Raw genomic sequence first — 15,939 nt, 5'->3', positions numbered from 1 at the left:
CGTCTTCCAGTTTTTTCTTCGCTAAAGCTAAATTATAACGAGTTTCATCATCGGTTGGATTATTCCGAAGCGCATTTTTATACGCGTTTACAGCTTCCTGATAATTTTTCTGCTGCATATATGAATTCCCAAGATTGTGAAAGATCTGGTGTTTTTCAGCTTTGCTCTCAGCGATTTCTGCAGCTTCTTTTAAACGCTGTTCTGCATTTAGCGATTTTTCCTTGGCATGATACAGGTTTCCCATATTGTACTTTGCCTTCATATTAGTTGGATCCTTAGCAATAGCTTTACGATAAGAAGCTTCTGCAATCGCGAATTTATTTTCTGAAAGAGCTTCCTGCGCTTCCACGATATATTCATCGGATTGCCGCTGAAGTTTTACCTGATCTTCCTGTGCGAGACCTGTCACTATTCCGAAGTGGAAGAGTAAAATACTAAGTGTGATCTTAAAACCGGTTTTATACTGCATCGTTCTTCTCCTTTTTCCTGCCACCTTCATTAAAAAGATTCAATTTTCTTAACCAGGCGGTACTTTTCTCTAATACAAAAATATCTAGAAAAAATAATGCCAAAGCTAATCCCAGAAACCATTGAAATTGAGATTCATAGTCGGCAAATTGCTTTGCTTCAAATTCTGTTTTTTCAATATTCTGAAGCTGACTTAAAACTTCATCTACTACATCTACGGTAACATTACCTTCGATATAGGCTCCATCAGTAGCATCTGCAATCTCCTGAAGGGTTTGAGGATTTAACCTTGTTACAACCGTTTCATTCTGATTATCTTTCTTATAATTCTGAATAACCCCGTTGCGTTTGATAGGAATAGGACCACCTTTCTCAGTTCCTACACCAATAGTAAAGATTCGAATCCCTTCTTCCGCAGCCTGTTCCGCGATATCCTCTACATTACCTTCATGATCCTCTCCATCACTTATTATAAATAATACCCGATTGGTCTGCTGATCATCGTCGTAATAAGTGGTCGCCAGTTCTATCGCATCGCTAATAGCAGTTCCCTGTGAAGAAATCATGTTTGTATTTAAAGCCTGCAGGAACATTTTGGCTGATGAATAGTCGGTCGTAATTGGCAATTGTGGAAACGCACCACCGGCATAGGCGATAATCCCAACGCGGTCACTTCCTAGATTGTTCAAAATCTGACTTACAAGTTGTTTTGACTTCTCGATCCTGCTTGGCGCAATGTCTTCGGCCTCCATACTTTTGGAAACATCTATAGCAAAAACGATATCAACCCCTTCCCGCTTTACAGTTTCCATTTTAGAACCTATTTTAGGATTGACAAGTGCTACAACAAGTGCAGCTATTCCTAGCAAAACCAATAAAAGTTTTAGAAAAGGCTTACTTCTGGATCGGTCAGGAACAAGACTTTTTAAGAGGTGGCTATCAGCAAATTTTCGTCGAGTTCTTCTCTGCCAGAATACCAGTAGAAGATATAGTAAGATCACCAGTGGAATCACCAGCAACAACCAAAACCATATTTTTTCTTCTAACATCATATTAAACAAAGCTTCTAAAAACTGTCATTCTTAATAATACTTCCAGCAAAAGCAATCCACCGGCAAGTAAAACCAATGGTCTGTATTTTTCATCGTAATTATAATAACGAAATTCTTCAATCTCTGTTTTTTCCAGAGCGTCAATTTCCTCGTAGATAGCTTCCAGTTTTTCATTATCGGTCGCTCTAAAATATTTTCCTCCGGTAGTAGAAGCAATTTGAGTAAGCAATTCTTCGTCGATCTCTACAGGCACATTTCCATACTGAAACCTACCGTTTGGAAGTATGGCAGTTGGAGATAAAGCCATCCCGTTGCTACCAACACCAATTGTATAAACTCTAATCCCAAACTCAAGTGCCAGCTCACTTGCTGTGTTTGGATCTATAAATCCGGAGTTATTCACACCATCGGTAAGCAAAATGATGACCTTGCTTTCAGCATCACTATCCTTGATCCTGTTTACTGCCGTAGCCAGCCCCGAACCAATCGCAGTTCCATTTTCGAGAACATTATTATATTCGATACCTTCCAGCGCGTCCAGTACGATAGACTTATCGCTTGTAATGGGAGTTTTTGTAAAACTCTCTCCGGCATATACCACCAGGCCAATTCTATCTGCAGGACGATCTTTAATAAATTCTTCTGCCACATTTTTAGTAGCTTCAAGACGAGTAGGCTGTAAATCCCTTGCCAGCATACTGGCAGAAACATCTATTGCCATAACAATATCGATTCCCTGGGTACTACTGGACTGCGTAGAAACATCAACTGTTCTTGGTCGCGCCATCGCGGTAATGATTAAAGCCAATGTGAGTAATCTCAAAATAAAAAGTACCGGTCGCAATTTAGGAAGTAAGCCAGATTTCCCCCTGAATCCTTTAGTTGAAGATATCTTTAGCGCAGCAGTTTGCTTATTTCGCTTCCAGATATACCAGCCTATTGCCAGCGGAAGCAGCAATAGTAACCAGAAAAATTCCGGATTCTCAAAATTGAAATTTGCAAACATTATTCTTTCAGGTTATTTATTTCAACTGAATTGATGATTCTTTGCGAGATCTCTTCAGCATAAGTATCGTTTTCATTAAAGATGACAATGATCTGCTCAAAACCACCTTTTTCCGCAAAATTCAGGATCACATACTCATTCGGGATCGCTTCACCCGTAACAGGATTTTCGGCCTGTAAGGTTCCAAAGACTTTTAATCCTTTCGCACCATTAAGCGTTGTAAATTCCTCCTGCTTCATGACAATATTTGTAGCTCCCTGCCCTTCCAGATTTGTATAAATTCCGTCTACAGCTTTTTGAAGGTCGAATTGTACTTCTCCTTGAAATTTAATTGTAGTTACTGCGGAATAAAAATTACTAAGCAGACTTCCATAAACAAAGGTTTCAGAACCAACCATCATACGCTGTACATCTTCCGGCATTTCGATCTCCCCTCGAACCAGTACTTTTGGAGTGGTCACCGCTACGCTAGGATTTCCGTATTCACTGCGAATCCATTCTCCCTCAAGTAATTCTTTCGTTGGATGACCAATATAGGTGTCCATGACATAGGTAATACCCTTAGTTGCGATCAAGGTGGTAACCCCAATGATTATAATGGCTGCACCAACCAGAATCCCGAGAATGATCTTGCGCTTCTTACGTTTTTTGCGTTGTGCTTCCAAATATTCTTCGTCCTGCAGCAACTCTTCCTGCGTAGGCTGTGGAACGGCAGCACGTAGATCATCAATGATCAACTGGGTTTTAGAACGATCGTCTTTTGCTGTAATGATATCAGGCTTAGAGCGAGCAAACTTCGCCAGATCAGCACGATTAAGTATTTTCTCGAAATCGCGAATGGTTTCTTCATTAAGATTTAGCTTTCCAGATTCGCGCTGTGCCTGCAAGTATAAAATTAACTCGCCGGTAGTTCTTTCCAGCCCATGATCATAGATCTTTCGATCCAGATATTTTCTTACGGCAAAACTTAACTGTGAATAGTATTCTCTAATCTCCCTGTTTTCAAGTAGTCCCGAGTTGTCCAGTTGCTTTAGCTGCACCATTGCCTCTTCATATGGAGGAAGTTCGCGTACCTTATCATCAGATTTTCTTTTTCTTACGATAAGATAAACTGCCGCTCCGGCGACTGCCAGTATTGCCAGCAACCACCATAACCAATCTGGAATACTGAATCCCGGTGAAACTATTACCGATGGTTTTAAGGGATATAAATTCTGCTTAGTGGTATCGACGATTACATCTTTAACCTCCACAGCAAACGAATCTGTTCTGTAAGTTCGATTCTGTATAAGAACTTCCTGAGAAGGGATCACATATTTACCACTATCGAACTGGGTAAGAAAGTATTCTTTAAGCAGTTTATAATTTCCATTATTCCGTATGGTATCAGGTTGCAGGCTTTCCACCATTTCCAGCGGTGAAAACGTTTCACCTTCAGGAAAAACAACTAAATCCTCAGGATTAGAATTTACTTCTATCTTATAGGTGATCTGCTCGCCTATCCTAATGCTCGTTGAGTCTATGCTGGAAGTAACCTCCTGAGCCGAGATATTTTGAAATAACAAAATTGCCAGAAGCCCGGGTAAGTTTCTTAGAATTAATTGGCTATATGTGGAGATTTTCTTCAAGTCCATTCGTTAAGCTCTTCTTTTGAAATAGCCCAGTAGTTTCTTTACGTAATTTTCGTCTGTCCGGTTATTAATAGTCCCCGCGCCACTTACAGAGAAGCTCTGTAAAAAATAATCCATTCGCTCCTGATAATATTTTGAATAAGAATTACGAACAGATTTAGATCCCGTATCAACCGTGATATAATCACCACTTTCAGCATCCTGCATTTGTACAAGACCAAGATTTGGAATGCTCTCTTCCATTCTGTCGAAAATCCTGATCCCGGTAACATCATGTCTGTTAGATGCAATTTTAAGGGTGTGCTGATAGTCTTCATCCATAAAATCTGAAAGAATGAAAACGATCGCTTTTTTCTTCATAACATTAGACAGGTACTTCAATGCTCCTGTAATATCTGTTGCTGAATTTTCCGGATGGAATTCGAGTAGTTCCCGAATGATCCTTAAAACGTGAGAACGTCCTTTCTTCGGCGGAATATAAAGTTCGATCTTATCTGTAAATAACATCAAACCTATCTTATCATTATTTTTTGTTGCTGAAAATGCCAGTGTAGCAGCAATTTCAGTAACTACATCTTTTTTAAATTGCTCGCGGGTACCAAAAAGTTCAGAACCCGAAACATCTACCATCAACATCATGGTAAGCTCCCGTTCTTCTTCAAACACTTTGACAAAAGGTTCATTGTAACGCGCAGTAACATTCCAGTCAATATTTCGAACGTCATCCCCAAACTGGTAAGATCTTACCTCGCTAAAAGTCATTCCGCGTCCTTTGAAAGTAGAGTGATACTCCCCGCCAAAGACATGATCGCTCAGTCTGCGGGTTTTGATCTCAATTTTACGTACTTTTTTTAGGAGCTCTTTTGTATCCATCTCTTCCTTCAACAATATTTATGAACCGGTAACTTCATTACCAATCTTCGGCCGTGCACGAACTTGATCGCTATGGCACTTCGATTTCATTCACGATCTTGTTGATTAGATCTTCCGAAGTAATGTTTTCAGCTTCAGCCTCATAGGTGATCCCTATTCTATGCCTTAGCACATCATGTACTACGGCACGAACATCTTCTGGCACCACATAACCACGACGACGAATAAATGCATAACATTTAGATGCGATCGCAAGGTTGATACTTCCCCTTGGTGAAGCTCCAAAACTTATCAATGGTTTGATATCTGAAAGATTGTAATTCTCTGGAGTTCTCGTCGCAAAGATGATATCAAGAATATATTTTTCGATCTTTTCATCCATATATACATCACGAACTGCACTTTGTGCCCGTAAGATCTGCTCAAGACTTACAACAGGGTTCACTTTTTCAAAAGCACCTTTAAGATTGGCGCGAATGATCAATTGTTCCTCTGCCATTTTCGGATATTTGATCACCGTCTTCAGCATGAATCTATCTACCTGTGCCTCTGGCAGCGGATAGGTTCCTTCCTGTTCCACCGGGTTTTGAGTCGCCATCACCAGGAATGGTTTATCCAGAATGAAAGTTTCATCGCCAATGGTTACCTGCTTTTCCTGCATGGCTTCCAGTAATGCCGATTGAACCTTTGCCGGAGCACGGTTGATCTCATCTGCAAGCACGAAATTCGCGAAAATTGGTCCCTTTTTTATACTGAAGTCATTCTCCTTCATATTATAAATAAGGGTTCCCACAACATCTGCAGGTAGAAGATCTGGTGTAAATTGCACCCGGCTGAAGCTTCCCTGAACAGCCTGAGACAATGTGTTGATCGCAAGAGTTTTCGCTAGTCCCGGAACCCCTTCTAAAAGGATATGTCCCTGGCCTAAAAGGCCTATTAGCAAACGTTCGACCATATGATTCTGCCCTACAATGACTTTGTTCATCTCACGGGTTAACAGGTCTACAAAAGCACTCTCTCTTTCAATTTTTTCGTTAATACTGGCTATATCAACAGATGAATCGTTTTCCATCATGATTTTTCGGATTTTGATGTCGTGAATATACGTACAACATGTAAGCGTCGCAAATTCTTATTTTATTGGATTTACGATGGTTAAAAAAAAGTTAAAATAGAAAAGGCAGTACTCTATAGCACTGCCTTTCCTATTTAATATGTTCTGAACGTTTATAGTTCTATCTCACCAAGATCTGTAGTTTCGTTTGGACGTACTTCCACATCACTTACTGTATAAACTGTAAGACCGGAAGAAATCTGAGGTGTGATCTTCACATCATAAGTTCCAGCAGGAACTCCATTCAGCGCAAAATCACCATCACTATTTGTATATGCCGATACTGTAATTCCATTTCCGGTAAGCACAACCAGCGATTGAACATCACTGCTCAAAGCTGCAGGGACAACAGTTGTTCCAACTACCATTCCAGCGTTGGCCTCTGCACTCAATCTAATTACAGGTTTAAGGTTATAACCTCCATTTCCTGTTTCCACAATGGACTGGTCAACATCAAAGTCAAGAAGAAATGCGTAGTTCTCACCACCTTCTAAACGCTGATTCAATTGTAATTTAAGACCAGATTGTTGTGCACTTGGAGTATTTAAAGCTTTCGTCTCTCCATCTACGACTACTGTGTTATCAGGCCCTAAGATCAATCTCATTTGCCCTACATAACCTGCTTCAACTTCAGTATCTGCAAGTAGTTGTGAAACTCCACCAGTAAGTTCAAGTAAGTCGTAGATCCCAGTATTCACATCTTCCACGGTCACCCATTCGCTTCCTTCTGTTTCATTATCATCGGTTGCATCCAGATCGTCATCAGCTTCAAGTTGAATCTCTATTCCCTGCACATCGATAAAAACAGCGTCATAATCTCCAGGAGCATCTGTCATTCTAATGCTTAGATTAGCCATTTCAGAAGAAGATCCATCAGAATCATCATCATTACAACTCACAAGTCCAACCGAAATTAGGGTTGCTACCAGCAGGCTCTTAAAACTTACATTTAAGTATTTCATATATTGATTTTATTTGGTTCAGCCTGAGAACGGCAATCTCTATGCTAAATTTTAGGGTTAAGATCGATTTAACTCTTTTTAACGCTACTTAACCACGCTTTAATACACGAATAGCTAATGCTAAGTAATACTTTCTTACTTTAGAAAATAAATTTCAAATATGAAAACAGCCCTTATAACCGGCGCTACGAGCGGTATAGGAGAGTCTACTGCCATACGCTTTGCAGTGGAAGGATTTAGATTGATACTTTGTGGTCGACGACTGGAAAGACTTCAGCAATTGCAGCAGGAACTAGCTGTAGAAACCGAGGTACATATCCTCAATTTTGATGTAAGAAATCGACAGGAAGTATTTGATAATATTAACAGTCTTCCGGAGGAATTTAGGCAGATCGATATTCTCGTAAATAATGCTGGTAATGCGCATGGACTGGACCCAATTCAATTTGGCGATATGGATGACTGGGACAATATGCTGGATATCAATGTTAAAGGTCTTTTATACATAAGCAAGGCGGTCATCCCGGGAATGATGGAAAGACAATCTGGTCATATTATCAATATTGGTTCTACTGCGGGAAAGGAAGTCTATCCAAATGGAAATGTATACTGTGCTAGCAAACATGCGGTAGATGCTATTAACCAGGGAATGCGAATCGACCTCAACGGCAATGGAATTCGGGTTGGTGCCATAAATCCAGGACTCACCGAAACTGAATTTAGCGATGTGAGATTTAAAGGAGATGCTGCAAAAGCTGATAAAGTTTACCAGGGTTTTCAAGCCTTGCAACCGGAAGATATTGCAGACATCATTCACTTTACGGTTACCAGACCTTACCATGTAAACATTGCCGACCTTACCGTGATGTGTACAGCACAGGCCAGCAGCACTATTGTAGATAAAAACTAACGAATAGAATTGCGGCATGATCAATAAAAGACTTCTTATTAAAAATTTGCTGGCTCATAACGATGAGAATAGCTTTTACGATAAGAAGCGACAATTGAACATTGGCGAACGGGAAGGAAAAGCGAAATTCCTGAAGCATATCTGCGCGCTATCCAATTCCAATCCTGAAAACAATTCTTATATCGTGATTGGAGTTGAGGATGAGGATAGCAAGATAGTAGGCATTGATTTTTTCGATGATAGTAAAATTCAAAATTTGATCAATGCCTACCTCACTAATCCTCCGCGAATATCTTACGAGAATATTCCTTTTCCACATTTACCGGATCACCTGGTGGTTGGACTGGTCACCATCAGGCCCAACCATGGTAAGATCTGTTCCTTCAGAAAAAATATCTGGAAATATTATGGCGGGTCCATTTTTATGCGCGATGGAAGCATCTCAATGCCTAAGGTTTTTGATATAGAAATACAGGACTTGAACTCGGCTCAGGTAGCATCTATCGAAAATCATTCTCACAATAATATTGAATACACTTTAGACGGCGTATTCGATTTTATGCGGAAAAGAAAGGATTATAGCCCTAGTTACAAGGTTTTTAAGGAGTATTTTGTGGTCTGCTGGGCGGGAAGGGAGAAAAAGATAAATCAGCAATCCTATTACTCACGGGTAGATATTGAGTTGATTAACGAACAGGTAAAACTATTCTATTCCGCTCTTGACGAGGTAAGTATCATTCAGAATGAAGACAGTTTTAAGATCCTGGAATACGTACATCTGGGATTACACGATCAGTTCAAATACTATCCTTTAGAGGAAGTTACTATTAGTTTCGGTAATAATGGGAGCTATGAAATTGAAAGTAATGTTATTTTTGAAGCTCCAAAGTTCGATAAAAAGACACTATATCATATTTACAATACTAATCGCAGTCTTGTGGATAAATTGAGGAACGGTATTGATCTTAATACTGAAGATCTTAAGGATCTGCGAAATTTACCGTCTACCTATTTACTTTGCTATTTGAACAATTTTTCAGATGCATTGGATAAACTTGAAGACGCCCGGCCATATCTGAAGAATTATGGAGCTGAATATTACCAGTCCTACAAAGACAGTATGAGAATTTTAAGAAAAGTAAAATATAATTAAGATGGCAAGAACATTCGCTATTGGAGATCTACATGGAGGAAAGAAAGCGCTAATTCAGCTATTAGAACGAATCGACCTGAAACCTGAGGATACCCTGATCTTTCTGGGTGACTATGTCGATGGCTGGAGCGATTCTGCAAATACGGTCACTTACCTCATCAAACTTGCCCGGCAAAACTCCTGTATTTTTATTCGTGGGAATCATGATGATCTTGCTCAAAGGTGGCTTGAAGGTGGAGAAATGAACGAAAAATGGCTGGAACATGGTGGCCAGTCGAGTATTGATGCCTATCGCACTTTTACTCCTGAACAGATCGAAGCTCACATTCAATTCTTTAAAGATACCCTGAATTACTATCAACATGACAATCGGTTATTTGTTCATGCCGGTTTTACAAACTTACATGGTCCAGATTATGAATATTCAGATAAAGGTTTTTACTGGGACCGGACTCTATGGGAAATGGCTTTAGCAATGGACCCATCGATCAAACCTGGTGATACGTTCTACCCAAAAAGACTTGCTCATTTTGATGAAATATTCATTGGACATACTCCCGTGACTAGAATTGGTGAGACGACACCTGTGAATAAAGCAAATATCTGGAATGTAGATACTGGAGCAGCTTTTAAAGGACCAGTTTCAGCAATTAATGTAATTACCAAAGAAATCGTGCAAAGTGACCCGGTTTATACGCTATATCCTTACGAACAGGGCAGAAATTAGCATTCATTTACGATAGCTTCTCTATCCTTATTCATATCTTTGAAGTTCAAGTTTTTGAGGTTATAATCCGCAGATTTTGAAGTTTTAGAAAAAATTTGCACGTTTATTGTAATTTATTGAACAAACAGGCTTTAATTAGCAGTCGAAAATCTACAAAGTACTACAGAATGGCAATGGACAATATACGTTTAGAAGTAATGAATACGGTGGAGAAATCTGTACAGGGTTTCATCGATAAATACCTTATCCCCGTTGAAGATATATGGCAACCTACAGATCTTTTACCAAATCTTCAAACTGAAGATGGATTTGAAGGCGTACACCAGATTCGTGAAGAAGCTAAGGAACTGGGTTATGACTTTTGGGTAGTTTTAGTAGCCGATATGGTGACTGAAGAAGCTCTTCCCACATACGAATCCTGGTTAATGGATATGGAAGGCGTTAAACAACATGATGCGAGTAAAGGAGAGTCTAATTCATGGGCTAAATGGGTAAGACACTGGACCGGAGAAGAAAACAGGCATGGTGATACTTTGAATAAATATCTTTACCTCTCGGGTAGAGTAGATATGAAAGAGATAGAAAAAACGACTCAGCACTTGATTAGTGATGGCTTCGATATTGGAACCGGGAGAGATCCATACAGAAACTTTATTTACACCAGTTTCCAGGAGCTAGCGACCAACATTTCTCACAAACGTGTGGGACAATTGGCTAAGCAAAAGGGTAATAAGATGCTGGCTAAGATGTGTAATATCATTGCAGGAGATGAAATGAGACATTACATGGCTTACAGAGAATTCGTAAAGACCATTTTCGAGCATGATCCAAGTGAAATGATGCTGGCTTATGTAGACATGATGAAAAAGAAGATCGTAATGCCTGCACAGTTCATTAGAGAATCTGGACAGGGAATTGCTGAAGCTTTTGAAAACTTTTCGAATGCTGCACAAAGATTAGGCGTATACACCACCATGGATTATATCGATATCCTGAAGAAGTTAAATGACTATTGGGAAATTGATAAGATGCGTGGTCTTAATGATGATGCTGAAAAAGCTCGTGATTACCTGATGGCTCTGCCAGATAGAATGACCAGGATCGCAGGAAGAATTGCGGTCCCACAGGATCCTCATACATTTAAATGGGTTGCCAATAACGGAATGCTATAATAGAAATTCCATAAAGAATAAAAACCCTGCAGTTCACTTGCAGGGTTTTTTAAATCTATAAATCACTAAAATAATTATATGAAAAAAATAATTTTGGCACTTGTTTGCGTGTTTGCTACCAATTTTGCACAGGCACAGAACACAGAAAAAAATAACGAGATCAAACTGAATATCGCAAATACCATTGCTATCGCATCTGTAGAGTTTGGATATGAAAGATTCCTGGATGATCATCAATCTATCGAAGGAATGATCCTTATTAATGATCGTATCAACTATCATTCTGAAAGTGGTTCCAGAAAATTTGAAACCAATAGTTTTAAAGTTGGTTACAACTACTATTTTGGGGAAGAATACGCAGCATCAGGCTTATACGTAAATCCATTCCTGAAGTACAGAAGCGGTGAATTTAGCGAAGCTGCTCCAGATGCAGAATTCAATGGAGATCTAATTACAGATATGAACTCCTTTATCATTGGACTTGGCGGAGGTTATAAATGGAATTTCAATGATACGTTCGTGATAGGACCTTTCGTTAATATAGGCAGGAACTTTAGTGACGAGGTGAAAGACAGGTTCTCTGCTATCGAATTCAATGCAGGTTTAAATATTGGCTATAGATTCTAATATTAGAACTTCAGAATAAAAAAAGCCGATTCTTGCGAATCGGCTTTTTTTTGTAATTAAATTTAGGAACTAGCTAAGTTGCTTGAAATTTTGTTTCCAAACTTTATAAGTTGCGAGATCTTTCTCCATTAAATTAAGACAGAAAGCAATCACCGCTGCATCATCTAAATAGCCTAGTACCGGTATAAAATCCGGAATAAGGTCTATTGGTGACAACACATACAATAATGCCGCTCCGGCTGCTGCAATGATATTGAAAGGAATATCCCTGTAATCTCCTTTAGCATAATCTTTAACCAGGGAAAAAAGTATCATTGCATCATCTAAATAACGCTTCAGTTTTCCTTTAGTTTCGAACTTATTGAGAATTTTTTCCTCTTCATCGATCACCTTCCCTACATCTTCCTTAGAAAAGTCTTCCGTTCTTTTCTGATGTTCCTTTTCAGCCTGTTCTTTTGAAAATTCGCTCATAATTTCTTTTGGTTTCTAATCTTCGAAAATAAAGATTATCTCAGCCTGATTCAAAATTGGGTGAAGTATTTAAGTATGATTTAACGATTTACGGTGAAGCATAACATAAAAAAACCCGCTATTCTTAGAAAGCGGGTTTTCAATAAGGTTATAATGATTACAAATCAAACTTGATTCCCTGAGCTAGTGGCAGTTCAGTTGTGTAATTGATCGTATTCGTTTGTCTTCGCATGTATACTTTCCATGCATCTGAACCTGATTCACGACCACCCCCTGTGTCTTTTTCTCCTCCAAATGCTCCACCAATTTCAGCACCTGAAGTTCCAATATTCACATTGGCAATTCCACAATCTGATCCTTCCGTAGAAAGAAAACGTTCAGCTTCTCTCAAGTTGTTGGTCATGATCGCTGAGGAAAGCCCCTGTCTTACACCATTTTGTAATTCCAGGGCATCGCCTACATCACCAGAATATTTCATGATGTATAGTACTGGTGCAAAGGTTTCATGCTGTACGATCTCAAAATCATTCTTAGCTTCGGCAATTGCAGGTTTCACGTAACAACCGCTTTCGTATCCTTCTCCTTCAAGTACTCCACCTTCAACCAAAATAGTTCCTCCTTCTTCCACCACTTTTTTTAAAGCATGCTGGTAATTTTTTACCGCATCCTTGTCAATAAGCGGTCCAACGTGATTATTCTCATCAAGTGGATTCCCTATCCTTATCTGCTTGTAAGCGCTTACGATAGCATCCTTCACTTTATCATAAATATCTTCGTGAATGATCAATCTTCTGGTGGAAGTACAACGTTGTCCGCTAGTTCCAACTGCTCCAAAAACAGCTCCAATCACTGTATTCTTGATATCTGCATCTGGAGTTACAATGATTGCATTATTTCCACCAAGTTCCAGCAATGTTTTCCCTAATCTCCCTGCTACTTCCTTAGCTACAATTTTTCCCATTCTGGTAGAACCCGTAGCCGAAATTAATGGCACACGCTCATCCTTAGTCATCATTTCACCGACTTTGTAATCTCCGGTGATCAAACAGGAAATACCTTCAGGCACTTTGTTTTCAGCAAATACTTTAGCAGCGATGTTCTGACAGGCTACTGAGGTCAACGGAGTTTTTTCTGAACCTTTCCAGATACAGGCATCGCCACAAACCCAGGCTAAAGCGGTATTCCATGACCAAACTGCTACCGGAAAATTAAAAGCTGAAATAATCCCTACAACTCCAAGTGGATGGTATTGTTCGTACATGCGATGCCCAGGGCGTTCACTATGCATGGTCAAACCATGTAGTTGTCTTGAAAGTCCTACTGCAAAATCGCAGATATCGATCATTTCCTGAACCTCACCCAAACCTTCCTGGTAGGATTTTCCCATTTCATAAGAAACAAGTTTCCCTAATGGTTCTTTTAATCTCCTAAGTTCATCATTAAACTGGCGTACAACTTCCCCACGCTGTGGTGCTGGCCATGTTCTCCATTCCTTGAATCCTTTGGCAGCTGTAGAAACTGTTTTTTCATAATCTGCACTGGTGGTTGCTTTCACTTTCCCAATGAGTTCACCATCTACTGGTGAAAATGATTCAATGATATCTCCATTACTAAACCAGTCTTTACCGGTAGATGTTCCGTTATTTACGTCGTTTAAACCTAAATCTTTCAGGGCTTGTTTAATCCCGAATTCTTCAGCGATTTTGCTCATTAAATTGCGTTTTTATCGATTATTTTGTGTAGTTGTTGCGAAAATAGTAAAAATAAACGGCTAATCCTCTGGAGCTGTGAATCGTTCATCGGCGGGCATTACTTCCCCACAGTTTTCACAGGTTCGAAGTTCCTCACTGTTGTAAAAATGTTTAAAATGCCTTAAAAAATCGGTTTCAATATCGTGTAAAGGGAAGTAAACCTCATATAATTTGTGATTGCAATTATCACAAAACCAAAGTAAGCCATCCTCACCTGCTTCATTAAGTCTTTTTCGTTCTACTACCAAACCTATGGAACCTTCTTTTCTTTCAGGAGAATGTGGCACTTTACCAGGATGAAGATACATATCACCGGGTCCCAGTTTCATAGTTCGTTTCTCACCATTATCCTGGATATGAACCTCGATCTCTCCCTCAAGCTGGTAGAACAATTCCTCAGTTTCATTATAATGATAATCCTTTCTCGCGTTAGGCCCGGCAACGATCATGACAATATAGTCGCCAGATTCCTTATATAAATTCTTATTTCCTACCGGAGGTTTTAAGTGCTCGCGATTTTGTTCGATCCACTTATTCAGGTTAAAAGGTCCTTCTACAGGCATAATTCGATTTTTTCTAAAATTACTGAATACTCCGGAAAGCTTTAGAACAACATCTATTAAAATTGAATTAAGAGTTTGCTTCAGAAATCAATCTGAAATTTTATAACTTTCAGACAAATACGACCTATGAAAAAACTACTACTCCTATTCAGTTTTGTCACTTTACTTTCCTGTGATCAGAATTCAGAAAAACAATCAGAAGTTTCTACTTCAGCAGAAGAAAATAAAACTGCAACCGATACAACTCAAAATTTTGGGATTGTGATCCACGGTGGTGCTGGTACCATCCTCAAGGAAAATATGAGTGATAGTCTGGAACAGGCCTACAAGGATAAGATGGAAGAGGCGATAAGAACCGGTCACGAAATTCTGGCCAATGGAGGAACGGCTGTGGAAGCTGTTCAACGAACCATCAATATTATGGAAGACAGTCCGCTATTTAATTCGGCAAAAGGTGCTGTATTCACCAACGAAGGAATCAATGAACTTGATGCCTCGATCATGGAAGGAAAAAATCTAAATGCCGGGGCAGTTGCCGGGGTTACGAATGTCAAAAATCCTATTAACCTGGCTTTTGAAGTCATGGAAAATTCGGAACATGTCTTATTATCTGGAAAAGGAGCTGAAGATTTCGCTAAAGAAAGAGGACTCGAAATTGTTGACCCCGAATATTTCTATACTGAAAACAGGTTCAGAGCAATGGAAAGGGCCAGAGACCGCGAAGAGAACAAGACTGCATTTTACGACCCTTTCGTGAAGGACGAAAAGTTCGGAACTGTTGGGTGTGCTGCGCTGGATAAAAATGGAAATCTTGCTGCTGGTACTTCAACTGGAGGAATGTCTAATAAAAAATATAACCGGATCGGGGATTCTCCCATTATTGGAGCAGGAACCTATGCCAACAATGCCACCTGCGCAATTTCGAGTACTGGCTGGGGTGAGTTCTTTATTCGCGGAGTTGTAGCCTATGATATTTCAGCTATGATGGAATATAAAGGTATGAGTCTGCAGGAAGCTGCGAGTGAAGTCATTCAGAAAAAACAACCAGCTTTAGGCGGTAATGGTGGAATCATCGCTATTGATCATGAAGGTAATGTGGCGATGGAATTTAATACTGAAGGAATGTACCGTGCGAGTATGAATGCAAAAGGTGATCTTCAACTTGGTATTTATAAAGAATAGCACAGATTAATATTTATCGTTTGCAACTTACAAAGCTCCTGAAATCAGGAGCTTTTTTCATTTACTAACAACTCTGTGTATACTTCAAATTAGATTTAAAGCGAACTAAGAGCTACCTTTGTTCCATTAAATTTTCCCTACAAAGCACTAATATGATGTCACTTACAAAAAAGATAGGTCTCTTAGGCCTTCTCGTTCTTATAGTTTGCAATTCTTCAAATGTCAACGCGCAACGAATGTCCCGTGAGGAAGTTAATGATACCATTAAAAATATGCC

At 39.4% G+C, this 15,939-nt stretch carries 15 protein-coding genes and 1 pseudogene; 6 read left to right on the top strand and 10 right to left on the bottom strand.

The window, feature by feature from the left end; all coding sequences use genetic code 11:
• The 7 genes from ACNI3T_RS07420 to ACNI3T_RS07390 form a co-directional block, all read right to left on the bottom strand.
• Positions 1-469 (bottom strand): tetratricopeptide repeat protein (locus tag ACNI3T_RS07420; RefSeq protein ID WP_418227276.1); only part of this gene is annotated, 469 nt, incomplete at its 3' end.
• A complete protein-coding gene (locus tag ACNI3T_RS07415; RefSeq protein WP_418227275.1) occupies positions 459-1,520 on the bottom strand; it encodes a VWA domain-containing protein in 1,062 nt (353 codons plus the stop codon). The genes ACNI3T_RS07415 and ACNI3T_RS07420, both read right to left, overlap by 11 nt.
• 1 nt (position 1,521) lies before the next feature.
• On the bottom strand, positions 1,522-2,526 hold the full coding sequence (locus tag ACNI3T_RS07410) for a vWA domain-containing protein (protein WP_418227274.1): 1,005 nt from the start codon (positions 2,524-2,526) through the stop codon (positions 1,522-1,524).
• Entirely contained in the window at positions 2,526-4,160 is a 1,635-nt protein-coding gene (locus ACNI3T_RS07405) for a BatD family protein (RefSeq protein ID WP_418227273.1), read from the bottom strand. Before ACNI3T_RS07405 ends, ACNI3T_RS07410 begins: the two co-directional genes overlap by 1 nt.
• 3 nt (positions 4,161-4,163) lie before the next feature.
• Entirely contained in the window at positions 4,164-5,030 is an 867-nt protein-coding gene (locus tag ACNI3T_RS07400) for a DUF58 domain-containing protein (protein WP_418227868.1), read from the bottom strand.
• A gap of 70 nt (positions 5,031-5,100) precedes the next feature.
• A complete protein-coding gene (locus tag ACNI3T_RS07395; RefSeq protein ID WP_418227272.1) occupies positions 5,101-6,105 on the bottom strand; it encodes an AAA family ATPase in 1,005 nt (334 codons plus the stop codon).
• A 152-nt stretch (positions 6,106-6,257) separates the two neighbouring features.
• A complete protein-coding gene (locus ACNI3T_RS07390) occupies positions 6,258-7,106 on the bottom strand; it encodes a DUF4382 domain-containing protein (RefSeq protein ID WP_418227271.1) in 849 nt (282 codons plus the stop codon).
• Positions 7,107-7,266: 160 nt separating this feature from the next.
• On the opposite strand from ACNI3T_RS07390, the gene ACNI3T_RS07385 reads away from it, so the two are divergent.
• The 5 genes from ACNI3T_RS07385 to ACNI3T_RS07365 all read left to right on the top strand — a co-directional run bounded on the left by ACNI3T_RS07385 (position 7,267) and on the right by ACNI3T_RS07365 (position 11,695).
• A complete protein-coding gene (locus tag ACNI3T_RS07385) occupies positions 7,267-8,016 on the top strand; it encodes an SDR family NAD(P)-dependent oxidoreductase (protein ID WP_418227270.1) in 750 nt (249 codons plus the stop codon).
• 16 nt (positions 8,017-8,032) lie between these two features.
• Positions 8,033-9,169, top strand: coding sequence for an ATP-binding protein (locus ACNI3T_RS07380; RefSeq protein ID WP_418227269.1), 1,137 nt, complete (start codon positions 8,033-8,035; stop codon positions 9,167-9,169).
• Between the two features lies 1 nt (position 9,170).
• Positions 9,171-9,896 carry a metallophosphoesterase family protein gene (locus ACNI3T_RS07375; protein WP_418227268.1) on the top strand — a complete coding sequence of 242 codons (726 nt, stop codon included), beginning with the start codon at positions 9,171-9,173 and terminating at the stop codon, positions 9,894-9,896.
• A gap of 167 nt (positions 9,897-10,063) precedes the next feature.
• Positions 10,064-11,068 carry an acyl-ACP desaturase gene (locus ACNI3T_RS07370; protein ID WP_322301473.1) on the top strand — a complete coding sequence of 335 codons (1,005 nt, stop codon included), beginning with the start codon at positions 10,064-10,066 and terminating at the stop codon, positions 11,066-11,068.
• A gap of 78 nt (positions 11,069-11,146) precedes the next feature.
• A complete protein-coding gene (locus ACNI3T_RS07365) occupies positions 11,147-11,695 on the top strand; it encodes an autotransporter outer membrane beta-barrel domain-containing protein (protein WP_418227267.1) in 549 nt (182 codons plus the stop codon).
• Between the two features lie 147 nt (positions 11,696-11,842).
• Here ACNI3T_RS07365 and ACNI3T_RS07360 read toward each other — a convergent pair.
• The 3 genes and pseudogenes from ACNI3T_RS07360 to ACNI3T_RS07350 form a co-directional block, all read right to left on the bottom strand.
• Positions 11,843-11,947, bottom strand: a pseudogene (locus tag ACNI3T_RS07360) (YkvA family protein); the annotation flags it as partial.
• 376 nt (positions 11,948-12,323) lie between these two features.
• On the bottom strand, positions 12,324-13,877 hold the full coding sequence (gene amaB, locus ACNI3T_RS07355; RefSeq protein ID WP_418227266.1) for an L-piperidine-6-carboxylate dehydrogenase: 1,554 nt from the start codon (positions 13,875-13,877) through the stop codon (positions 12,324-12,326).
• A 60-nt stretch (positions 13,878-13,937) separates the two neighbouring features.
• Positions 13,938-14,480: a 3-hydroxyanthranilate 3,4-dioxygenase gene (locus ACNI3T_RS07350; RefSeq protein ID WP_322301477.1), complete on the bottom strand. Its 543-nt coding sequence runs from the start codon at positions 14,478-14,480 to the stop codon at positions 13,938-13,940.
• A 126-nt stretch (positions 14,481-14,606) separates the two neighbouring features.
• Between ACNI3T_RS07350 and ACNI3T_RS07345 the strand changes: the two genes are divergently transcribed.
• A complete protein-coding gene (locus tag ACNI3T_RS07345; protein WP_418227265.1) occupies positions 14,607-15,662 on the top strand; it encodes an isoaspartyl peptidase/L-asparaginase family protein in 1,056 nt (351 codons plus the stop codon).
• The last annotated feature ends 277 nt before the right edge of the window (positions 15,663-15,939 follow it).

Source organism: Christiangramia qingdaonensis (assembly GCF_048381525.1).
Taxonomy (GTDB): domain Bacteria; phylum Bacteroidota; class Bacteroidia; order Flavobacteriales; family Flavobacteriaceae; genus Christiangramia.
Note: the sequence above shows the minus strand (reverse complement) of the source record. Positions and strands in the feature narration are given on the sequence as shown.